The 21,151-nt window shown below is 73.3% G+C and carries 22 protein-coding genes; 9 read left to right on the forward strand and 13 right to left on the reverse strand.

Annotated features, from left to right (window positions below):
- Positions 1-26: 26 nt before the first annotated feature.
- The 3 genes from ACIBTU_RS17885 to ACIBTU_RS17895 form a co-directional block, all read right to left on the reverse strand.
- A complete protein-coding gene (locus ACIBTU_RS17885) occupies positions 27-1,709 on the reverse strand; it encodes a PQQ-binding-like beta-propeller repeat protein (RefSeq protein WP_399127188.1) in 1,683 nt (560 codons plus the stop codon).
- A gap of 27 nt (positions 1,710-1,736) precedes the next feature.
- Positions 1,737-2,525: a hypothetical protein gene (locus tag ACIBTU_RS17890; protein ID WP_399127189.1), complete on the reverse strand. Its 789-nt coding sequence runs from the start codon at positions 2,523-2,525 to the stop codon at positions 1,737-1,739.
- Positions 2,526-2,784: 259 nt separating this feature from the next.
- Positions 2,785-3,330, reverse strand: a complete 546-nt coding sequence (locus ACIBTU_RS17895; protein ID WP_399127190.1) for a hypothetical protein — start codon at positions 3,328-3,330, stop codon at positions 2,785-2,787.
- A gap of 101 nt (positions 3,331-3,431) precedes the next feature.
- Between ACIBTU_RS17895 and ACIBTU_RS17900 the strand changes: the two genes are divergently transcribed.
- On the forward strand, positions 3,432-4,283 hold the full coding sequence (locus ACIBTU_RS17900) for a class I SAM-dependent methyltransferase (RefSeq protein ID WP_399127378.1): 852 nt from the start codon (positions 3,432-3,434) through the stop codon (positions 4,281-4,283).
- Between the two features lie 65 nt (positions 4,284-4,348).
- Positions 4,349-5,164, forward strand: coding sequence for a hypothetical protein (locus ACIBTU_RS17905; RefSeq protein ID WP_399127191.1), 816 nt, complete (start codon positions 4,349-4,351; stop codon positions 5,162-5,164).
- A 3-nt stretch (positions 5,165-5,167) separates the two neighbouring features.
- Here ACIBTU_RS17905 and ACIBTU_RS17910 read toward each other — a convergent pair whose 3' ends face one another.
- From ACIBTU_RS17910 to ACIBTU_RS17925, 4 genes are all read right to left on the reverse strand, one after another.
- Entirely contained in the window at positions 5,168-5,758 is a 591-nt protein-coding gene (locus ACIBTU_RS17910) for a TetR/AcrR family transcriptional regulator (protein WP_399127379.1), read from the reverse strand.
- Positions 5,759-5,980: 222 nt separating this feature from the next.
- The gene (locus ACIBTU_RS17915) at positions 5,981-7,171 is read right to left on the reverse strand and encodes an amino acid deaminase/aldolase (RefSeq protein ID WP_399127192.1); all 1,191 of its coding nucleotides are present in this window, start codon (positions 7,169-7,171) and stop codon (positions 5,981-5,983) included.
- An 81-nt stretch (positions 7,172-7,252) separates the two neighbouring features.
- A complete protein-coding gene (locus ACIBTU_RS17920; protein WP_399127193.1) occupies positions 7,253-8,569 on the reverse strand; it encodes a D-arabinono-1,4-lactone oxidase in 1,317 nt (438 codons plus the stop codon).
- Positions 8,570-8,874: 305 nt separating this feature from the next.
- Entirely contained in the window at positions 8,875-10,062 is a 1,188-nt protein-coding gene (locus ACIBTU_RS17925; RefSeq protein ID WP_399127380.1) for a YncE family protein, read from the reverse strand.
- 489 nt (positions 10,063-10,551) lie between these two features.
- On the opposite strand from ACIBTU_RS17925, the gene ACIBTU_RS17930 reads away from it, so the two are divergent.
- Both ACIBTU_RS17930 and ACIBTU_RS17935 read left to right on the forward strand, forming a co-directional pair.
- Positions 10,552-11,121, forward strand: a complete 570-nt coding sequence (locus ACIBTU_RS17930; protein WP_399127194.1) for a TetR/AcrR family transcriptional regulator — start codon at positions 10,552-10,554, stop codon at positions 11,119-11,121.
- 32 nt (positions 11,122-11,153) lie between these two features.
- Positions 11,154-12,248 (forward strand): haloacid dehalogenase-like hydrolase, encoded by a 1,095-nt coding sequence (locus ACIBTU_RS17935; protein WP_399127195.1) that lies wholly within the window; start codon positions 11,154-11,156, stop codon positions 12,246-12,248.
- 36 nt (positions 12,249-12,284) lie between these two features.
- On the opposite strand, the gene ACIBTU_RS17940 is transcribed toward ACIBTU_RS17935, so the two are convergent.
- Both ACIBTU_RS17940 and ACIBTU_RS17945 read right to left on the reverse strand, forming a co-directional pair.
- On the reverse strand, positions 12,285-12,632 hold the full coding sequence (locus tag ACIBTU_RS17940; protein WP_399127196.1) for a VOC family protein: 348 nt from the start codon (positions 12,630-12,632) through the stop codon (positions 12,285-12,287).
- 87 nt (positions 12,633-12,719) lie between these two features.
- On the reverse strand, positions 12,720-13,637 hold the full coding sequence (locus ACIBTU_RS17945) for a zinc-binding dehydrogenase (RefSeq protein WP_399127197.1): 918 nt from the start codon (positions 13,635-13,637) through the stop codon (positions 12,720-12,722).
- 168 nt (positions 13,638-13,805) lie between these two features.
- Here ACIBTU_RS17945 and ACIBTU_RS17950 point away from each other — a divergent pair, with 168 nt between their 5' ends.
- Positions 13,806-14,258, forward strand: coding sequence for a winged helix-turn-helix transcriptional regulator (locus ACIBTU_RS17950; RefSeq protein ID WP_399127198.1), 453 nt, complete (start codon positions 13,806-13,808; stop codon positions 14,256-14,258).
- A gap of 31 nt (positions 14,259-14,289) precedes the next feature.
- On the opposite strand, the gene ACIBTU_RS17955 is transcribed toward ACIBTU_RS17950, so the two are convergent.
- The 3 genes from ACIBTU_RS17955 to ACIBTU_RS17965 all read right to left on the reverse strand — a co-directional run bounded on the left by ACIBTU_RS17955 (position 14,290) and on the right by ACIBTU_RS17965 (position 17,494).
- On the reverse strand, positions 14,290-15,171 hold the full coding sequence (locus tag ACIBTU_RS17955; RefSeq protein ID WP_399127199.1) for an alpha/beta fold hydrolase: 882 nt from the start codon (positions 15,169-15,171) through the stop codon (positions 14,290-14,292).
- Between the two features lie 108 nt (positions 15,172-15,279).
- Positions 15,280-15,852 carry a hypothetical protein gene (locus ACIBTU_RS17960; protein WP_399127200.1) on the reverse strand — a complete coding sequence of 191 codons (573 nt, stop codon included), beginning with the start codon at positions 15,850-15,852 and terminating at the stop codon, positions 15,280-15,282.
- A 244-nt stretch (positions 15,853-16,096) separates the two neighbouring features.
- Entirely contained in the window at positions 16,097-17,494 is a 1,398-nt protein-coding gene (locus ACIBTU_RS17965) for an MFS transporter (RefSeq protein ID WP_399127201.1), read from the reverse strand.
- A 107-nt stretch (positions 17,495-17,601) separates the two neighbouring features.
- Between ACIBTU_RS17965 and ACIBTU_RS17970 the strand changes: the two genes are divergently transcribed.
- Positions 17,602-17,961, forward strand: coding sequence for an ArsR/SmtB family transcription factor (locus ACIBTU_RS17970; protein ID WP_399127202.1), 360 nt, complete (start codon positions 17,602-17,604; stop codon positions 17,959-17,961).
- 27 nt (positions 17,962-17,988) lie between these two features.
- On the opposite strand, the gene ACIBTU_RS17975 is transcribed toward ACIBTU_RS17970, so the two are convergent.
- Positions 17,989-18,411 (reverse strand): MerR family transcriptional regulator, encoded by a 423-nt coding sequence (locus tag ACIBTU_RS17975; RefSeq protein WP_399127203.1) that lies wholly within the window; start codon positions 18,409-18,411, stop codon positions 17,989-17,991.
- 57 nt (positions 18,412-18,468) lie between these two features.
- Between ACIBTU_RS17975 and ACIBTU_RS17980 the strand changes: the two genes are divergently transcribed.
- From ACIBTU_RS17980 to ACIBTU_RS17990, 3 genes are read left to right on the forward strand one after another with little or no spacing between them, the layout of a single operon-like run.
- A complete protein-coding gene (locus ACIBTU_RS17980; protein WP_399127204.1) occupies positions 18,469-19,440 on the forward strand; it encodes an SDR family NAD(P)-dependent oxidoreductase in 972 nt (323 codons plus the stop codon).
- A gap of 42 nt (positions 19,441-19,482) precedes the next feature.
- The gene (locus tag ACIBTU_RS17985) at positions 19,483-20,148 is read left to right on the forward strand and encodes a class I SAM-dependent methyltransferase (protein WP_399127205.1); all 666 of its coding nucleotides are present in this window, start codon (positions 19,483-19,485) and stop codon (positions 20,146-20,148) included.
- A 53-nt stretch (positions 20,149-20,201) separates the two neighbouring features.
- Positions 20,202-21,056 carry a universal stress protein gene (locus ACIBTU_RS17990; RefSeq protein ID WP_399127206.1) on the forward strand — a complete coding sequence of 285 codons (855 nt, stop codon included), beginning with the start codon at positions 20,202-20,204 and terminating at the stop codon, positions 21,054-21,056.
- The last annotated feature ends 95 nt before the right edge of the window (positions 21,057-21,151 follow it).

Here is a 21,151-nt window from a genome sequence, read left to right on the forward strand (position 1 = left end):
TCGGCACGGTCCCGATCCCCGCCGGTTCATCGCACAGCGGGCGCGGCCATCACCCGACCGCCGCCGTACAGGTCGGAGAGGTGCGTCGCCACGCGCCCCACCAGCCATCTGGCCCGCGCTCCATCGTTCCCCGCGCTGACCCCGAAGACGTGCCGGCCCGCGACCACGGTCGCGTGGGCGACAGGGCTCTGTTTCAGGCCCGTTCTGTACGTGTACAGGTGGACGCCGGGCCGCGGCGTCACGATCTGGGCCGTCACGCAGCCGCCCAGCGGGGGATCGCAGCCCCAGGGAATGCCGCTCGTCGCGTAGGTGCGGGCGGCCTCGTCGTCGGGCGCCACCCAGCGGACGGTGACGGAGAAGATGTCGTCGTCGGATCCGGACTCCGTGGCGAAGCGGCACACGCTCGGGTGCGGCAGTTCGACGCCCATGACCGTACGGCTCGATCTCACCGGCAGCTCGACGTAGTCCGTGCCGAGCTTCTGGAGCAGCCCGGCGCGGAGCAGCCGGCAGGCGTCGGGCCAGTCCGTGCGCTCGGTTCCGCCCAGCGCGGCGGGTCTGTCCGCCTCCACGGTGCGGTGGCGTGGTCTGAGGGCCGTGTAGCGGGTGCCGTACCTCTCTTCGCTGCGGACGATGAGCAGGTCACCGCTCCTGCCCACGAACGTCCCGGCCACGGGCCAGGGCACGGAGGGGCTCCGCCGGCCCTCGCGGTCCGTCAGCGCGCTCGCACCCGGCCCTTGAAGACGCGCGTCCCCGACGGACCAGCGGAGGTCCCCGACGTACGCGCCGGCGACGTTCGCGTCACCGACGGCGACACCGCCGCTCAGGTCCTCGGGCGACGGGGCGGGCTTGCGGCCCCGCTTTCCCCGCGCGTACTCCTTGCCCGCCTCGGTGAAGACCCGGAAGTCGTCGTCCCAGGACGTGACGATCGCGTTGCGGCTCGTGTCGATCCTGATGTACTCCCGCCACTTCGCCAGTCTCTTCTGCCAGACGACGCTTCCGTCCTGCGCGTCCCTCACCTGGAGTTGCGCGACGTGGCCCGGGCACTCGCCGAGCAGGACGACGTACCGCGCCGTCGCGCCGATCCGGTACGGAGGATAGGAAGGCAGGCCGGGCCCGGCGGGCGCGACCTCGCCGCACGAGGCGACCGCGGGAATCCGTTCGCTCCAGCGGACCTCACCGGTCCGCGGCTCGAGGCCCGCGAGCCGGCCGCCGACCGTCTCGACCACCGGCCCGGGGTCCGGGAGCAAGGGTGCTCCGCCCGTCCAGCCGTTGCCCGCCTTCTGCTGTCGGCTCCGGCTCGCGGTCTTGCGCCAGAGCCTTTTTCCCGTCGCGGGATCGTAGGCGTTCAGTGACCCCTCGGCGTCCGGCCGGGCCATGCCGAACAGCACCCCGCCCGAGAATCCCGCGGGTTCGAGTGCGCCGCCCGCGCCGCGCGGGGTGGAAAGACGGTGGCCATCGCGTGCGTCCACGATGCTCACGGTCTCGCCCAGGGGGATCGCCAGCATGCTGTCGTTCAGCGCTGCCGGCGTGTCCGCGGTGTCCAGCGCTCTTCCAGGGGTGCGGAAGGACCACGCCACCTCCAGCGCGTTGGGGCGCTCCAGCGGCTCCCGCGACCGGTCGCCGTCAGCGACCGCCAGCACCAGGAGGGTGAGGGTGAGCAGGGTTGCGTACGCCGCGTTCCTGACCCTGCGAGTCCGCGGGGAAGTCATCTGTCTCCTGCTCCTCCTCGGCACGGGTCAGCATTCCTGTGACGCGGGCAGCCACGAGCACGGTCGGGGGTTCTCGACGAGCCGGTAGGACCCGTTGGGAGAGCCCTCGTAGACAGCCCCGTACCGAGGGGCGTAGCCGGTCAGCGCGTACCGTCCCCCGCGCGGGGCAGGAACCGGCACGACGCCTTCCTTGCCGTTCCGCACGTAGTGGATGACGAGTTCGAACACGCGGGATCCGCGCTCGGCCCGGAACATCGCCGAGAGATTGACCTGTTCACCCGGGTCGAGCGTGATGACGTTGTCCCTGAAGTACCCGCGCGTGGAGTTCTTGCCGGAGAGGAAGACGGGCTCCGGGCTGTCCATGTCCGCGAACAGCTGGATCTTGGGCTCTCCCCCGGCGCCCGGCTCGCACACCAGCGTTCCGGCGAACGGTCTGCCCGCGCGGGGACTCTTCGTCTCGATGCCGATGGACGTGACGGTCAGCGGGCTCGTACCGCCCTCGAGCGTGAGACTCACGTTCATCTCGCCCGCCCGCGCACCCTGATTGCGCCGGACGACGGCGCCGACATCCCCGCCGGACACGAGTTCGGCACGGTCCCTCGGCGAGGACACCCGACGCGGCAGAGCCGTGCAGCCGGCCTCGTCCTCCTGCCGGGCGGTCACGACGAGCGGCGCCGCCGAAGGGCTCGCCGACGTCGCACCCGACCCGGCAGGCTCGGGGCTCGGCCCGGAGTCACCCCCCAGACCGGTCAGGTCGAGGGCCACAGCGGTCAGCACCGCACCGATCACGGGAAGGCCCGCGCCGAGCCAGAGCACTCTCGCGTGCCGTTTCCACCACGGCTCGGGCCGCTCCGTCGTCGGCCGCCCCGGCCGGGAAGGGCGGCGTCCGCGCAGCGTGGTCCGGTTCCTCAACTCTCCCCCAGCGTGTCCGGCGGCACTACGAGACGCCCGCACCCCAGAGGAAGGCCCTCTGCTTCCTCGCAACTCCCGTGCTCCGACGCCTCGTTGACGCATACCCTGCCGGACTCGACGGCACCCTGATTCCCGCCGACCGGATCCGCGCGGACGAGCCCCGCTACGCGATCGCCGCCGGCGCCGCCGCCGTTGCCGTTCCCGTCAGCGCGTCGAGCCGCTTGATCAGCCGCCGCACATGGAGCAGCGGCAGGATGCCGAAGACCCCGAAGGACATGTCGACGACCGACCACCAGAAGGGGATGCCCCGGACGGGCCCGCAGATCAGAGCGAGGGGGATGATGCCGACGCAGGCGATCATGCCGAACTCGACGACCCAGATGTTGCGGACGGGGTCGCGGTAGGCGCCGTAGAAGGCGACGGCGATGACGAGGTGCGCGAAGGCCAGCCAGTCGGTGCCGTAGAGCAGGTACGGGGCCTGCGCGTCGGCGGTCTCGAGCCCGCCCCGGACGCGGTCGATCCACTCGGCGAGACCGGGAAGGGCCTGCGCCAGGGGTGCCGCCCACCCGTCGAGCGAGGAGTCGAGCAGCCTGATTTCGGTGACGAGCGGGAAGGCGGTGAGCCCGCTGAGCACGAGACAGACGACGAAGACGATCAGCCGGACACGGATGCGTGCGAGGAGGGCTCTCGGCCCGTTCGAGTCGCTCATGGGGGCAGCGTACGCCCCTCTTGAACGTGTTCAAAAATGAGGGGCGGTCGCACTAGGCTTGTGCTGTGACGGATGAGCAGCAGCCGGTGCGGCCGGCGGGAGTGTGGGCCACGGCGATCGGGGTGGCCAGGGTGCGGGCGCTGGAGACCGGGCGGGAGGACGCCCTGTTCCGCGATCCGCTGGCCCGGGCCTTCGCCACGGCCGGGGGCCTGTGGCCCTCCTCGTCGCCGCTGCCCGATGACGAGGTCGCGCGACGGCGTCGGCAGGCCGTCTCGCTCTCGATCGTCATCAGGACGAAGTTCCTCGACGACCTGTTGCGGGAGGCGTCCGGGGCCGGTGTCCGGCAGGTGGTGCTGCTCGGCGCCGGCATGGACAGCCGAGCGTTCCGGATGAACTGGCCCGAGGGCACGCGGCTGTTCGAGGTCGACACCGCCGCCCCGCTGGAGTTCAAGGCTTCGGTGCTGCGCCAGGAGCGGGCCGTCGCCCGCTGCGAGCGGATCACCGTCGCGGCGGACCTGCGGGAGGACTGGCCGACCGCGCTGACCGCCGCCGGACACGACCCGTCCGCGCCGACCGTGTGGATCGCCGAAGGGCTGCTGATCTATCTGCCCGAGGACGCCGTGGAGTTGCTGCTGGCCCGGATCGGCGCGCGGTCGGCGGACGGCAGCCGGATGGGGCTGACGCTGGGCTCGCCCGGTGCGATCGAACGCTTCGGCGCGGGCGCCGCGCCGGGATCGGCGGCGTCGATGTGGGTCTCGGAGATGCCCGACGACCCGGTGAGCTGGCTGGCCGGCCACGGATGGGAGGCCGCGTGCCACACCCTGCGCGAACGCGCCGCCGCCTACGGCCGCCCGGTCCGCACCCCGCCGCGGTCCGCCGAGGGACCCGGCGGACTCGTCTCGGCGGTCCGCCTGCCCGGCGGTTCGAGGGGACTGCGGTACGACCGCCCCTGATCGGGCGTGCCCGCGTCGCTCTATAGTCACCCCGGGGATCACAAGGAGCGGGGGGCTCGGAACAGATGAGACGCGCAAGATCACTGGTCACGACGGTCGTGCTGAGTGCGGTCGGCATCCTGCTGCTCGGCGCCTGCGGGACCCTGCGGGCGGGTTCCGGCGGCACGGCGGCTCCGACGGATGGGCCGACGGAGTCGGCGAGCCTGCAGACGTTCGCTCCGTTCCGGGTGACCGCGGCCCGGCTCGCCGAGGACCGGCGCACACTCAGCGTCGACGCCGAGGTGCCCGGCCCCGACAAGACGTGCGCCCGCGACGTGAAGGCAGTCGTCACCGATACCTCGGACCGCACCGTGTGGGTGCAGGTGACGTTCTCCGCCCTGACCGGCGGCGCCCCGCACGACAACTGCCGCGCGACCGCGACGGCCACGGCGAAGGTGCGGCTGCCGTCACCGCTCGGGCACCGGGAACTGGCCATGGACACCCACACCGCGTTCACCGTGGACGGCGCCCACCTGCCCGACCTGCGCCTGTGCGGCGAGCGCGGCTGCCACCCGGCGCCCACCGGCTGCACCCCCGCCTCGTACGACCAGGCGGTGGCGGCGCTCGACGTGCCCAACCACACATCACGGGGCGACGAGCACTGCGACGGGACGTGGCTGGTGTTCGACGTGTCCTCGCGCATGGGCCCGGCCTGCGCCGAGGGCGAGGGGCCCGGCTGCGGGGCGAGCCTCGGTGACCGCTGGTTCTTCCGGGCCGAGAAGTCGGGCTGGAAGCCGATCGCCCGGGGCACGAACGGCGGCTGCGCCGACGTGCACCGCGTCGAGCCCTCCTTCCCGTCCACCCTGTGCGCCGAACTCCCGCCGCTCAAACGGTCGAACTAGGCGCTATACGCCCTCCGGGTCGAACTCCGCGAAGACCAGGACCAGCCGCTCGCGGATCCGTGACCACTCGCCCTCGAGTTCGCTCTCGCCGAGGCCGAGCGCGCGGGCGGTCAGGAGGAGGCCGCGCATGGCGCTGATCGTGGTGAGCATGGCGGCGTCGAAGCCGGGGCGGTCGGCGGTCTCGCCCACCAGGCGGTGCACGGCGTCGTCGAGGGCCGTGTTCAGGCTCCGGTCGAAGTCCCGCAGGGCGTCGCGGAGTTCGTCGTCGCCGCGGGCGCCCGCGATGAGTTCGAGGCACGCCGTGTACTCCCGGGTGCGCTTGAGGCTCCACAGGGTGTCGAGAGCGCGGGCGATACGGCCGTCGGCGGGGCCGTCGGTGATCAGGCCCAGGTGCAGCGGGATCCGTTCGCGGTAGCGCGTGACCAGGTGCTCGAGCGTGGCCCGCACCAGCGACACCTTGGTCGGGAAGTGGTGGACGAGCCGGCCGCGCGTCACCCCGGCCGCCTCCCCGACGGCGAGCGTGGAGAACTGGGCGTAGCCCTGCTCGGCGAGCACCCCCACCGTGGTGTCGAGAAGGAGCTCGCGGGTGTCGATCGCCCGTTGCTGGACGGCGCGGAGGGCCGGGGCCCGGCACGGTGAGGCAAGGCGCGGTGGTTGTCGAGCTGTCGGCGTTCGGCCTGTCGTGCCGGCCGGGCCGGGGTTTCGAAGGCGGGCCCACGCCTGTGATGCACCCGCTGCCCGTGGGCCGACGCGAAGAGCGGTACGCCGTCGTGGTGATCACCACGACGGCGCCCGGCGCGTTCGGCGGTCCGGCGGCTACAGCAGCGCCTGTCCCTCGCCCCGGTAGGTGGGCATGACGGCGGTGACGCGGTCGCCGTCCACGACGTGGAGTTCGTTGACGCGCTCGCACAGTTCGCCGGCCTTGGTGTGGCGGAACCAGACGCGGTCGCCGACGGCGATGTGCGCGGCGCCGGGGCCGGTCAGCGGGGTCTGGACCTCGCCCGCGCCCTCGAGCGGCGTGAGTCGGAGGCCGCGCGGCCAGACCGGGGTGGGCAGCCGGTCGCGGCCCGCGGCGCCGGAGGCGGGCCAGCCGCCGCCGAGGACGGTCACGCGGTCGGCGGACGGGCGGCGTACGACGGACTGCACGAAGAACGTCGCGGGCCGGGGCCGGAATCCGCGGTAGGTGTCGAAGAGGGTCGGCGCGTAGAGGCCCGATCCCGCGCCGAGTTCGGTGACGGCGGGCTCGGCGGCCGTGGACTCCAGGCTGCCGGTGCCGCCGCCGTTGACGAACTCCAGCGGCGCCACGCCCCGTACGGCCGCCACCACGGCCGCGCGGCGCAGCCTCAGTTCGCGCCGGGACGCCAGTTGCAGCGCCCGGATGCCCGCCCGGCGCAGCGGCGATCCGGGGGCGTCGTCGCCGACGCCGGCGATCTGTGCCTCGTACGCCATGACGCCGACCAGCCGGAGTCCGGGGCGTTCCCGCACGGCGCGCGCGAGGGCGCGGGCCTGGGCGGGGCTGTGCATCGGGGAGCGGTGGGCGCCGAAGTGGAGCCTGCCGCCGCGGGACTTGAGCGAGGCGTCGAGATCGAGGCAGACCCGCAGCGGGTGCCCGCCGGCCGCCGCTGCCTCGGCCATCCGGTCCAGATGCGCGGGGCAGTCGGCCATCAGCGTGACCCGGGACGCGGCGCGGCTGTCGGCGGCCAGCCGGTGCAGGGCGTCGTCGTCGGCGGTGGGGTAGCCGACGAGGATGTCGTCGAACTCCTCGGCGAGCCACAGGGCTTCGGGCAGCGTGAAGGCGAGGATGCCCTGGAAACCTGGCATTGCGAGGACCGAGCGGATGACGGACCGGCAGCGCACGGACTTGCTGGCGAGGCGGATGGGCTTGCCCCCGGCACGGCGCCGCATGGCCTGCGAGTTGTGCTCGAGGGCCCGCAGGTCCAGGACGGCGAACGGGGGCTGGAGTGCGCGGGTGGCCCGGTCGAGTGCGGCGAAGTCGGCTGCGTGCATGGGCGGTCAACCCCTCTGGTGCGGGGAACGGATGGGCGAACGGCGGCTGGTGCGCGGGCGGCGGGCGGGCGGCAGGCCGGCTCAGCCCCGGTCCGCGCCGACGGGGCCGAGCACGCGGCGGACGTAGTCGTTGGTGAACACGCCCTCGGGGTCGAGCCGGGCGCGGACGGCCTGGAAGTCCTGCCAGCCGGGGTAGCGCGGGGCCAGCGTGGCGGCGGTCTGGAAGTGGCGCTTGCCCCAGTGCGGGCGTCCCTCGTACTCGTCCATGATCGCCTCGACGGCGCGGAAGAACGTCTCGTACTCGGCTCGCGCGATCTGGTGCACGGCGACGTAGGCGGTGTCGCGGCCGTGGGCGGTGGACAGGAAGGCGTCGTCGGGCGCGGTGAACCGGAGCTCGACGGGGAACAGCACGGGGAGCCGCCGGTCGGAGATCAGGGCCCTGACCCGCTCCAGGGCCTCGACGGCGTGGGCGCGCGGGATCGCGTACTCCATCTCCGTGAAGCGCACCCGCCGCTCGTGTGCGAAGACCCGGTGGCTGTCGTCGAGCTGCTCGTAGCGGCCGATCAGGCCGCTCATGGTGCGGGCGATGCCGGGCACGGCACCGGGCAGGAGGCGCCCGAGGCCGCAGGCGGCGCCGAGGCCCACGTTGCTGACGGCGTCGTCGTTCCACCAGGCGGCGATCCGGCCGGGCGGCGTCGCGGGGCGGTCGGTGCGGCGCGAGGCGTAGGTCAGGACCTTGTCGGTGTGCGGCAGCGCCATGACCTCGAAGTGGTCGTGGGCAGCGACCAGCGCGTCCAGGTCGCCCAGCACCTCGGCCGCCGGGCGGATCTCGTCGATCCGGTGGATGCGGAACGCGGGCACGCAGCGCAGCGTGTACTGGGAGATGACCCCGAGCGCGCCGACGGAGACGCGGGCCGCGCGCCAGGCGTCGGGGTCGCGCGCCTCGTCGATCTCGACGACCTCGCCGGTGGCGGTCACGAGCCGGCAGCCGACGACGTTCGCCGACATGTTGCGGAAGCGTTCGCCGGTGCCGTGGGTGGCGGTGGCCAGCGCCCCCGCGAGGGACTGCTTGTCGATGTCGCCCTGGTTCTCCAGCGCGAGGCCGTGCCGGTGGAGCTCGGCGGCAAGCCGGTGCAGTTTGATGCCGGCCTCGACCTTCACCAGGCCGGTCGTCCGGTCGACCTCGAGGACGCGCTGCATGCCGCTCTGGTCGACGAGGACACCGTCGGTGAGGCAGGTGTCGGTGAAGGAGTGGCCACTGCCGACCGGACGGACGGGCAGGCCTTCGCGGACCGCGCGGGCGACGGCCTCGCTGAGCTGCTCCTCGTTCGCGGGGCGCTCGACGCGGGTGGGGGCGCAGGTCTGCTGGCGGGCCCAGTTGCTCCACTTCGCGGCCATGGTGGTCTCCTTACACAGGGTGGGGCGGGTCGATATCGGTGCGTGGGAGGGGCGGGGGGGGGGGGGGGGGGGGGGGCGGGGCCCCCCGCGGGGGGGGGGGGGGGGGGCCGCGGCGGGGGGGGGGGGGGGGGGGGGGGGGGGGGGGGGTGTGGGGGGGGGGGGGGGGGTGGGGGGTGGGGCCCAGTTGCACCATTACGCGGCATGGGTGGTAACGTACAAAGGGGTGGGGGGGGACTTTATGGGTGCTTGGTTGGGGGGGGGCGCGGGACGGCGTCGCGTCCCGCGCCCAGGGGGTCGGTTCCGGATCAGCCCGTGGGGCCGGTCCAGTCGGCGGGGATCCGGGCCGCGCGCACCCGCTGGGGGTGGTCCCCGACCGGCACGGAGGCGACCTTCCGGCCGGTGGCGAAGTCGATGGCGGTGACCTGGTCGGCGCCGCTCTCGGAGACCACGCAGTCGCGGCCGTCGCCGCTGACGGTCGCCCAGTAGGGCTTGGACACGGGGACGAGCGGGCCTTCCTGGAGGGTCTTCCGGTCGACGACGGTCGCGTAGTCGTCCATCGTTCCGGCGATGCACAGCTTGCTGCCGGAGGGATTCATGGACATGCCGTGGTGGCGCGAGTCGTTGACGAACTTGGTGCGGTCGTCGCTGGTGGCCGGGTTCTTGGGCAGGGTCCTGACCCGGGTGATCCTGTCGGTGGCGACGTCGTACTCCAGGAAGCCGTTGAAGTAGGAGACCTGGAAGTAGAGCTTGGAGAAGTCGGGGCTGAACACGGCCGGGCGGACGGCGTTGGACAGGTCCTTGCGGCCGAAGGCGTCCAGGCGTGCGCGCATGTCGATGGTCCGGACGACCTCGAACGTGTTCGCGTCGACGACGGTGATGTGACGGTCGCCCTTGGTCCAGTCCATGAGCGGGTCGTCGAGGGCGGTCTCGACGTTGCCTATGGACATGTTCCAGATGTACTTGCCGCCCTCGGTCCACACGTTCTCGTGCGGCTTGTCGCCGGCGGCGAACTTGCCCAGTTGCCGCCCGGTCTCGATGTCCAGGACGTACACGACCTTGCCGAGCGAGGCGGAGACCGCGACCTTGGTGCCGTCCGGGGAGACGGCCATGTGATCGGAGCGGTAACCCGCGACCGCGAACCGCCAGTTGACCTTGCCGGTGGTCACGTCGATGGAGACGACGTCGCCGAAGCTGGGCCGTGAGGCGACCAGGGAGCGGCCGTCGGGGGTGGAGTACAGGTCGTCGACGAGCTGCTCGTGCCCCTCTCCCGCGGTCGCCCGGATCCCCAGGTAGACGGCGAGGTTGATGGGGTTGAGGTAGATGGCGGCGAGCCGCTTGGCCTTGTCGGGGACGACGTCGATCCGGCCGATCCTGGCGTAGTCGCCGCCGGGCTCGATGACGTCGGCGGTGCCGTCCCAGTTGTTCCCGACGAACATCACGTCCCGCAGACCGGGGGCGGGCGTGGCCTCGGCGGTGCCGGCCGAGACGGGCATGACGACCCCGGCGGCCAGGACGGCGGCCAGGGTGACGCCCCGCAGACGGCGGCGCCTGTCGTGGCCCGTGGACCGGGCGGCGGTGCTCGCGGCGTTCATGCGTGCTTCTCCTCGAGGTGAGTACGTGCAGCGGGCAGAACATGGAGCGGTGCCGGTCCGGGACGACGCGCGGTCCCGTCCGCGCCCTCCGGCGGATCTCAGCGGAGCTGGAACGAGCTGTCGGTACCGGTGAACGACGCCGGACGGGTGCGCCCGGCCGGCGGAACCGATGCCGGGGCGGGGCCGCGACCGTGTGCCGACGCGGCGGATCTGCGGTGCACGTGCATGTGAAGCACCTCACTCGACGTGTTCGATGCCGGGGACCGTAGCACGCTTCTCGTTCGTTCGAACGAACGAGAAGCGGAATTTTTGCGCCACCGGATCGGTACGCTGTCGAGCGCGCGGCGGTTCGACCGCTTCTGCCGCTGTACGAGCACCCAGGAGCACCCATTGAGCGCCGACGTCCGCACCCGCATCCTCACCGCGACGCTGGAGCTCATCGGCGAGCGCGGGATCGGCAGCCTGACCAACCGGATCGTGGCGAAAGCGGCGAACGTGTCGCTCGGGACGCTGACCTATCACTTCGCCTCGCAGGAGCAGTTGCTCGGCGAGGCCCTCCAGGCTTTCGTGGACGAGGAGCTCGACCGGCTCTCGGTGATCGCCGCGCAGCTCGAGGGCGCCACGCTGAGCGTCGACGAGGCGCTGGCCCACGCGCGCGACGCCATCGAGACCCGTCCGTCACGGCACGCCCAGACCGCCCAGCTCGAGCTGTACCTCCACGCCACGCGCAACGAGGGCCTGCGTGAGGCGGCCGCCCGCTGCTACGCCGCGTACGACCGGGTGGCGGCCGCCGCGCTCAAGGCCATCGGTGTCCCCGACGCCGAGCGGGTGGCGCCGCTGCTCACCGGACTCGTCGACGGGCTCGAACTGCGGCGCCTCGCGACCGACGACCCCCGGATCGACTTCGCCGCGGCCCTCACCACCTTCGTGAAGGCCCTCGGCTCCTCCCCCACACCCTGAGTCGTCCCCATGCGCAACTATGGTTGCGCGGCGTGGACATACATCCGACGCACAAGAAGCTCGTCCCGCTCGGCGCCGCCCTGGCCCTGACCGGGGTGGTGATCGCGGCGGGCGCCCTGTGGCCGGACCCGGGAGCGACGACGGCCGGGTCCCGACAGCGGTCGGTGGCCGCGGAGTTGTCGCACTGGCCGGCGCCCGTGGCGGACAAGCTCGCCAAAGTCATCACCGCGCACGACCACGAGGGCGCCTACGCGGTCTTCGACGCGGACAACACCTCGTACCGCAACGACCTCGAGGAATCGCTGCTCCCGTTCCTGGAGATGAAGGGTGTCCTCACGCGCGACACCATGGACCCGACCCTGAAGATCGTCCCCTTCAAGGACACGGCCACGCACAAGGAGACCCTGACCGAGTACTACGCCCGGCTGTGCGACATCGACGACCAGGTGTCCTACCCGTGGGCCGCGCAGATCTTCTCCGGCTTCACGCTGAAGCAACTCAAGGGCTACGTCGACGAGTTGCTGGCCTACGAAGGGCCGCTGCCCGACGGTGTGAAGCCGCCGCAGCTCTCCACCGGCATGCGGGAGCTCTACCGCTCGCTGAGCAGACACGGCATCCGGGTGTACGTGGTCAGCGCCGCGAGCGAGGACCTCGTCCGCATGGTGCTCGCCGACCCCAAGTACGGCTACGGGGTGCGCCCCGAGAACGTGCTCGGGGTCTCCGCCCTTCTCAAGGACCGCAGGACGGGCGAAGTCACCAGCTCCCGCAAGGAGATCGCCGCCGGCACCTTCGACCCGGCGAAGCTCGCCGACCGCGAACTGACGTCGACGCTCTGGGCCCCCGCCACCTGGTACGAGGGCAAGCCCGCCGCGATCTCCACGTACGTCGACCCCTGGCAGAAGCCGATCCTGGCCGCCGGTGACACCCCGAAGAGCGACGGCCCGATGCTCTTCCGTTCGACGGACGTCGAGCACGGCGGCGTCCGCGTCTGGGTCAACCGCAAGGACAAGTACATGAAGGAGATCGACGCGATGAAGGCCGCGGGTGCGCAGCGGCAGAAGGAGCTGGGGCAGAAGGTGACGGCGGACAAGCGGTGGCTGACGGTGACGCCGGATCAGATCCGCTGACGCTCCGGGGGCCCGCTCCCGGTACGGACGGCGGGGTCACGTCACCGGGTTCTCCAGCAGCGTGACCCGGTTGCCGTCGGGGTCGTCCAGGGCGGCGAACCGGGTGCGCACCCCGCCGGTCCGTACGGGTCCCGCCGTCAGGCCCCGGTCGGCGAGTCCGGCCAGGGCCTTGTCCAGGTCGGGCACCTCGAGGTCGAGCAGGGTCGAGCCGGCGTGCCCGAGGTCCTGGAAGACCTGGAGCCATCCGTTCGGGGTGAGGTGCCAGTCGGCCAGGGACGGCATGGGCCGGGTGTCCGCCGGGCGCCCCAGCAGCCGCTCGTACCAGGCGACCGCGGCGTCGATGTCCCGTACCGGTGCGACCATCAGGACGCGCGCGATGTTCATGGGGTCCACCAGCTTCCCGTGAGCGGTCGTGCCGCGGCGGCGGGTACCCCGTGGCCGCGGCTCGAACCGCGAGGCGGCGTCGCGCCGTCAGGGGACGAGGACGATCCGGCCGCGGACGCCGCCCTCGGCCATCGCCCGGTACGCGGCAGCCGCTTCGTCGAGCGGGGTGACGGCGTGGACGCGCGCGGGCAGTTCTCCCGTCGCCACCCGGGCGAGCAGTCCGGCGAGCAGCGCGCCGTCGGGGCGGGCGAACACGACGTCGACGGTGATGCCGCGCATCTCGGGGAGCCGCGCGGCCGGCTGCACTCCGATGAAGCGGCCTCCGTCCCGCACCGCCTTCAGGGCGTCCTCCTGGAGGGCTCCGGCGTCGGCCACGGCGTCCCAGCCCTCCCCGGGCTCGGTGGTGAAGTCGGCGCCGAGGCCCCGGACGAACGGTTCGTCGGCAGCGCGGGCCATGCCGGTCACCTGCCAGCCGCGGTCCCGCGCGAGGACGGCGACGTACGCGCCCACCGCGCCGGCCGCGCCGGTGACCAGCAGGCGCCGCGCCGCGCCCGGCGCCTCACCGAGGAGGTCGACGAGCTGGGCCGCCGCGGTGGCGTTGAGCGGTACCGTCGCCGCCTCGACCAGGTCCGTGGGGTCCGGAACGACGGCGACGTTCGCGACCGGGACCACGAGGTGCTCGGCGTGGGATCCGTGGTCGCGGTCGAAGCCGTCGACGAACCCGGCGACCCGGGCGCCGACCTCCAGTCCGGCGTCGGCTCCGGCGGCGTCGACCGTGCCGGCGAAGTCCCAGCCGAGGCCGGTGTGGTCCGGCTGGTGGACCATGCCGAGCCGGTGGAAGACGCCGCCGGCCACCCCCAGGTCGACCGGGTTGACCGCCGCGGCGGCGATCTTGACGCGGATCTCCGCGGGACCCGGTTCGGCCACCGGGACCTCGACGGTCTCGATCGATGCGGGCCCGGCCGGAACGCGTACCACCGCGCGCCGCGACATTGTCTGATGCATCGTCAACTACTCCTTCGGAGAGGCCTCATGGGGTGGTCTGGCCCTTGGCGGTCGTGCCGTGGGCGGTCTTGCCGTCCCCCGCTTGCAGCACCACCATGGGGGCACCCGCTCTCCAGCGGGAAGTAGGCACCTCGAAGTGCCTAAGTCACCGAGCGGAGGAGACGAGCCATGCCGACCAGCACCGCGTCCCAGCGGCGGGCCGTGGCCAAGGCCGAGTACGACGCGTTCCTCGCGGCCTGTCCGAGCCGTCAGCTCCTGGAGCGTATCTCCGACAAGTGGGTCGCCCTCGTGCTCGCCGCGCTGGGCGGGGACGGCCCGCTGCCGGGCGCCGCCTCCGGCGACGCACCCCGGCCGATGCGGTTCTCCGAGCTGTCCCGCCGGATCTCGGGCGTGAGCCAGAAGATGCTGACGCAGACGCTGCGCTCGCTCGAGCGCGACGGGATGGTGACCCGGACCGTGACGCCCACGGTGCCCGTCACCGTCACCTATGAGCTGACCGGTCTCGGCCGGTCGCTCCAGGGAGTCATGCGGGGCATCAAGGCGTGGGCGGAGGGGAACATGGAGGAGGTCCTCCAGCACCGCGACGGCTACGACCGGGAGAAACGGGAATCCGCCGGCTGAGGGTACGGACCCGGGCCTCCCGGCAGCGCCTTCAGCCGGTGTGGGCCGCCAGGGCGTCGACGAGGCGGGGCCAGAGCTCCCGGGGGCGGTCGTGGCCCATGTCCGGGATCAGGAGGAGCTCGGCGCCGGGGACGAGCTCCGCGGTGCGTCGGCCGCCGCTGGGGTCGATCAGCGTGTCGTCCAGCCCGTGGATCACCAGAGTGGGTGTGCGCAGGTCACGCAGCGCGTCCGCGCGGGAACCGCTGAGGATCATGGCGCCGAGCTGGCGTCCGATCCCCTGGGGGTAGTGGGCGCGGTCGTAGCTCGCGGCGGCCAGTTCGCGCAGCGCGGCCGCGTCGCCGTAGCGCCGGGAGGCCCACACCAGTTCACGCTCGGCCGCCGCGACGTACGCCTCGCGCTCAGTGGGCTTCGGGGTGAACAGCACCGCCTGGGCCTCAGGGCTGGGCCGGCCGTACTCGCTCTCGCCGGTCGAGGACATCATCGACGTGAGGGTCAGCACCCGCTCGGGGGCGGCGAGGGCCATCGTCTGGGCGATCATTCCGCCCATCGAGGCGCCGACCACGTGGGCGCGCTCGACACCGAGCGCGGTGAGCAGGCCCAGGCCGTCGGCGGCCATGTCGGACAGCCGGTAGGGGATCATCGCGAGCGCGGCGGGAAGGTCTCCGGAGCTCACGGCGGCGATGAACGCGCCCATGTCGACCGGGTGGTCCGCGAATCTGGTGGACAGGCCGCAGTCACGGTTGTCGTACCGGATCACGTGGCGGCCGCGTGCGGCCAGCTCGCGGCAGAAGTCCTCGTGCCAGGCCAGCAGCTGCGCCCCGAAGCCCATCACGAGCAGGACCGGCGGGTCTCCGGGGTCCCCGAAGGACTCGTAGGCGAGGGACACCTCGGGGGACACGGCGACGATCGGCATGCGGGAACCCTTTCACGGCCACCCCTGCGGCGCACCACGATTTCGCGCGCGCCACGTTATCTGACCTGCGCCTACGTGCGTCTGCGTGCGCCTACGGGTCCCGTCCCGTCAGCCCGCCGTGCGGCGCCACCGCGCGTCGGCCTGGACCCATTCCTCGTCCCAGCCGGCCAGACGCCGGCGCTCCACGAGCAGGCGCACGCCCTTCGTGCCGGCGCCCACGACGACGACCGTGCCGCCCGCGGCCAGTATCCCGGCCATGGCTCCGCCGAACAGGGACTCGGCCGGGTTCACCGGCGGCGACAGGCGGTCGCCCTCCCGGTCCGTCCACACGGTGACGTGCGTGCCCGCGACGGTGCCGGCCGCGACCTTCGCGGTGCCGGTGTGCTCGATGCCGTCGGGGGCGGTCCAGCGCACGGTGGCGCCGCGGCCGGCGCCGCCGCCCGGCTGCATCACCTGCGCACGCGGGGCCTCCTTGACCACGACGGCGGAGAGCTGGAGGCGCTCCGCCCGCTGCCTGCTGAGCGAGGCCTCCGTCGCCGTGCCCGCCACCACCCCGGCCAGGAGGCCGCCCAGTACGGCGACGATCCAGGCCACGAGGACGACCCAGCCCTCGAACACATCGCAGTCACGCGTGAGGGGACCGCGCCCCCACCACCTCAGCCGTCGGCGTACGTCTCCCATGGGCCGACACCTCTTCACCCGGATCGAGGCCCTGTCCTCATTGTCGCGTGCGTCGCGCCACCGCTCCAGGCGTCACCCGGAACGGCCGACATGCGCACCTTCGTCACGGGGCGGCCCCGCGGCCGGTGCCGCGGTCGCCCGGTGTCGTCAGGAGAACCCGGCGGGCGCGGGCGCGCACCTCGGACGGCGCGACCGGGTCGCACGGCGGCCGCGGATCGCCGGTGCACTCGGGCGCAGACGTCGCTCAGGTGTGCGCGTGCAGGTCGTCGGCCAGGACGCGGTGACTGTGGCGCCAACCGGACCTCACCGCACGGGCGTCGAGCAGGTGGGGGTGGCCGGGCGCGAGGTCGTGGTGCTCGTGCTCGACGTCGACGACCGGGCGCTCGTCCCGCACCGCCGCCGGGTGCTCGTCGCGCCCGGCCGCCGAGGGCTGCCGCTCCGCCGACGCGGGCCACAGCCGTACCGCCGCCGCGCCCGCGCCCGCCGCGAGGGCGCCGAGCGCGGCGACGGCCCAGCCGAGTCCGGCCGCGGCCCCGAGCAGACCGGCCAGCGGGTAGGTGAGCAGCCAGCACGCGTGGGACAGCGAGAACTGGGCCGCGAACGCCGCCGTCCGTTCCGCCGGGGGTGCCGAGCGCCGGATCAGACGGCCGGTCGGGGTGAGCACCATCGAGCACGCCGCGCCGAACACCGCCCACGTCACGAGCAGGGCGGGCCACCGCCAACTCCCGTCCCGCCCGGCCGTGACGGCACCGACCCCCACGAAGGCGACCGTCAGCAGCAGGGCGCCGCCGAGCATCACCCGCCGGTCCGGCACCCGCTCCAGCACACGCGGCAGGACCAGCGCGACGGTCATCGACCCGGCTCCGTAGCAGCCCAGGGCGAGGGACAGGGATCCGGCGGACAGGCCGAAGACGCCTTTCACGTACACCACGGAGTTCACGGTCACCAGGGCGCTCGCGCAGGCCACGGCCAGGTTGAGCGCGAGCAGCGAGCGCAGGCACGGGAGGCGGAGGAAGAGGCGGGTGCCGGCGGCGGCCTTCGCTCGGGCGGGACCGTCGGACGGGCCTGCGGTCGGCTTCGGCAGGGCGACGGAGACGACCAGGGCGGCCGAGGCCAGGAAGCCCAGCACGGTGCCGGTGAACAGCCAGTTGTACGTCACCAGGGTCAGCAGCAGCCCCGCGAGGGCGGGGCTGAACAGGCTCTCCAGGTCGTAGGCGAGCCGGGACAGCGACAGGGCCCGGGTGTAGTCGCGCTCCGCGGGCAGCACGTCCGGGATCGCCGCCTGGAAGACCGGGGTGAACGCGGCCGAGGCGGACTGAAGCAGGAAGATCAGGACGTAGACCTGCCAGACCTGGTCGACGAGGGGCAGGCACAGGGCGACCGCCGCCCGTGTCAGGTCGGCGCCCACCAGCAGCGTCCGGCGCGGCAGCCGGCCGGCGAACGCGCCGACCGCCGGGGCGATGAACACGTAGGCCACCATCTTGATCGCGAGCGCGGTGCCGAGGACCCCGCCGGCGCCGCCGCCCGCGATGTCGTACGCGAGCAGGCTCAGCGCCACCGTCGCGAGGCCGGTGCCGGTGAGGGCGACGACCTGGGCGGCGAACAGGTGACGGTAGGTGCGATCACGCAGGACGGACAGCATGCGGCGGCTCCCCGGGCGTCGGCGGCCCCTCAGCATAACCATCATGTGCGCATCTGCGCACATGATGGTTATGGGCATATGAAGGCGCCGGGATCTAGGGTTGCGGCATGCCCGAACGCGAAGCAGTCCCAGCTGCGGCCGATACGCATCTGCGTGAGCCCGACGCCGCCCGGCTCACCGAGGCGACGCGTGTGTTCGCGCTGCTGTCGGACGCGACGCGGCTGCACCTGCTGTGGCTCCTCGCGCTGGACGAGGCGGACGTGAGCACGCTGACCGAGCGGTGCGCCGTGTCGCGCACGGCCGTGAGCCAGCACCTGGCCAAGCTGCGCCTGGCGGGCCTCGTCGAGACCCGCCGCGAGGGCCGGCACGTCCATTACCGGCTCACCGACGGGCACTTGAGGCGACTGGTGACGGAGGCGCTCAGCCACGCCGACCACCGTGTCAGCGGGCAGGCCCCGCACGACTGACGGACGGTCGGCGCACCGTGCGGCGTGTCAGACCGTCGGGTCCCACAGGCCGCCGGCCTCGCCGCGCTCGAGATGCTCGGCGTACACGCCGACCTTCCAGGCGATCACGGAGCGGCACTCCTCCAGGGCCCGGATCTGCGCGTCGACGCGCCGCCGGTGGGCGTCGAGCAGACTCAGCCGTTCCGCCTCGTTGCCCGGTCCCCGGCGCACCAGTTCGGCGAAGTGCTTGAGGTCGGCCAGCGGCATGCCGGACTCGCGGAGCTTGACGCAGACGAGCAGCCAGTCGACGTCCGTGGACGCGTAGCGCCGCCTGCCGCCGGACGTGCGCCCGACCGGGCCGACGAGCAGTCCCTCGCGCTCGTAGAAGCGCAGCGCGTGCACGCTCAGTCCGGTGCGCTCGGCGACCTCGCCGATGCTCAGGGACCGCTCGGCACTCTCCTGGGCCGTCATGCCGCGCACCCTCCCGGACTTGATCTAGACCTCGCTCCAGATCGTAGCGTCGCCCGCATGACCGTTGATCAACAGCAGCCGCTCCGCACGCCCTTCTCCGCCGCCACGACCGCCGAGGACATCCTGACCGGCCGTGATCTGTCCGGCCGGACCGCCGTGGTGACCGGGGGCTACTCCGGGCTCGGCCTGGCGACCACCCGGGCCCTGACCGCCGCGGGGGCCCGCGTCCTCGTTCCCGCCCGCCGCCCCGACGTCGCCCGCGCCGCACTGCGCGACGGCGGGGGCGCCGAGGTCCTCCCCATGGATCTGACCGACCTCGACAGCGTCCGCGCCGCCGCCGCGCACATCGGCGGCGCCGTCACCCGGCTCGACCTGCTCATGGCCGTCGCCGGGGTCATGGCCACCCCGGAACGGCGCGTCGGGCCCGGCTGGGAGAGCCAGTTCACCGCCAATCACCTCGGGCACTTCGCCCTCACTTGCGCGCTGTACCCGCTGCTCGCCGCCGCGGACGGGGCGCGGGTCGTCGTGAACAGTTCGGCCGGGCACACCCTGACCGGCATCCGCTGGCACGATCCGCACTTCCGCACCGGCTACGACAAGTGGCTGGCGTACGGGCAGGCCAAGACGGCCAACTCCCTGTTCGCCGTGCACCTCGACGCCCTCGGGCGGGGCGACGGCGTCCGGGCGTTCGCGCTCCACCCCGGCAAGATCATCACGGGGCTCCAGCGCGAGATGACGCTCCGGTCGCAGATCGAGCGCGGCTGGGTCGACGCGGACGGCAAGGTGATCGGAGCCGGCTTCAAGACCGCCTCCCAGGGCGCCGCGACCGGGCTGTGGGCCGCCACGTCCCCGCTCCTCGACGGCCGGGGCGGGCTCTACCTGGAGGACTGCGACATCGCCCCGGTCTCCGCCCCCGGCTCCCCGATGGACGACGGAGGCGTGCGCGCGTACGCCGTCGACCCCGACCAGGCCGCCCGCCTCTGGGACCTGTCCCTCGCCGCGACCGGAGCGCCGCCGATCGCCTGCTGAAACACCGGGACCGGCGTGGTCCCGGTGACCAGAGTCCCCGGCATGCCCGACCTCTCCCATCTCGCCGCCGTCCAGGAGTCGTACGACCGGGTCGCCTCCGCCTACGTCGAGCGGGTCAAGACCCCGGCGGAGCTCGATCCGCTGTCGCGCGGGATGCTCGACGTCTTCGCCGAGACGACGCGCACGGCGGGGCTCGGGCCCGTCGGGGACCTGGGGTGCGGGCCCGGCAGGGTCACGGCCCATCTCGCGGAGCGGAACGTGCCGGTGTTCGGCATCGACCTCTCCCCCGCCATGGCCGGGCTGGCCCGCGCCGCCCACCCGGACCTGTGGTTCGGCGTCGGCTCGATGACCTCGCTGCCGATCCGGGACGACGCGCTCGGCGGCATCCTCGCGTACTACTCGACGCACCACACGCCACCGGAGTCGCTGCCGCTCGTGTTCGGCGAGTTCCACCGGACGCTCGCGCCCGGCGGCTGTCTGATGCTCGCCGGGCACGTCGGGGACGGCCGGCGCCTGCGGCCCACCCAGGCGTACGGCGGTCATCCGGTCTCCTACGCGTCCTACCTGCTGCCCCCGGACCGGATCGCCGGACTCCTGACCGGGGCCGGCCTCGCCCTCACCGCGCGCCTGGTGGAGGAACCCGCCGAGGGCGCCGACCGGACCTACGCCACCTTCCTCGCCCGCAAGCCCGTGCTGCTGCGCGGCTGAGCCCGCTGTACGAACCTGGAAGGAGTGAAACGGCCGGCTTTGTGGAGGTAGTCATGACTGCCCAGGTCACGGTGGGGCTGGACGGCTCCCCCGAGAGTGTCGCCGCCGCCCGCTGGGCGGCCCGCGAGGCCGTGCTGCGCGAGGTGCCGCTGCGGCTCGCCCATGTGGTGGAGCGCAAGGACGAGGCACCGACCGAGGACGACCGGGAGCACGCCGAGCGGATCGACGCCCTCCTCCGGGACGAGGCGGAGCGCGCACGGCAGGAGCACCCGGACCTCGAGGTGCTCACCGAACGGCTGCACGGCCGGCCGGCGGCCGAGCTCACGACGGCGGCGGACGAGACGGACCTGCTGGTGCTCGGCTCGCGCGGGCTCGGGACCGTGCACGGTTTCGTCTCCGGCTCGGTCGCGCTCTCGGTCCTCGGCACCGCCCGGCATCCGGTCGTCCTGGTGCGGGCGCGGGAGGCCGACCGGGCCGCCGCCTCCGGCGGGATCGTCGTGGGCGTCGACATCGAGCACTCCTGCGACCCCCTGCTGGCCTTCGCCTTCACGGAGGCTGCCCGCCGCAACGCCCCGATCCGGTTCCTGTACAGCCGGCCGCTGCCCACCTTCTACGGATACGGCGGCGTCATGGATCCGAAGACGGGCGAGAAGGAGCGGATCGGAGCGCTCGGCAGCCTCGACGAGCGACTGGCGCCCTGGCTCGAACGGTTCCCGGACGTGGAGGCCACCGCCGGCGCCGTCGAGGGCCCCGCCGGCGACCGCCTGGAGGACTCGTCCCAGGACGCGGAGCTGGTGATCGTGGGCCACCGCCCCCGCAAACTCCCCGTCGGCCCACGCCTGGGCCACGTCATCCACACGGTCGTCCACCACAGCACCGCCCCGGTCGCGGTCGTCCCGATGCCCTGACCGGGGAGCGGATCAGTCCGTCGCCGGACGCCCAGCACGGCCCTCATGCCGCGCAGCGCAGCACCCAGCCTTCCGCCCGGCCTGCGCGACGCGGG

The sequence above is a fragment of the Streptomyces sp. NPDC050145 genome, from assembly GCF_044460245.1.
Lineage (GTDB): Bacteria > Actinomycetota > Actinomycetes > Streptomycetales > Streptomycetaceae > Streptomyces.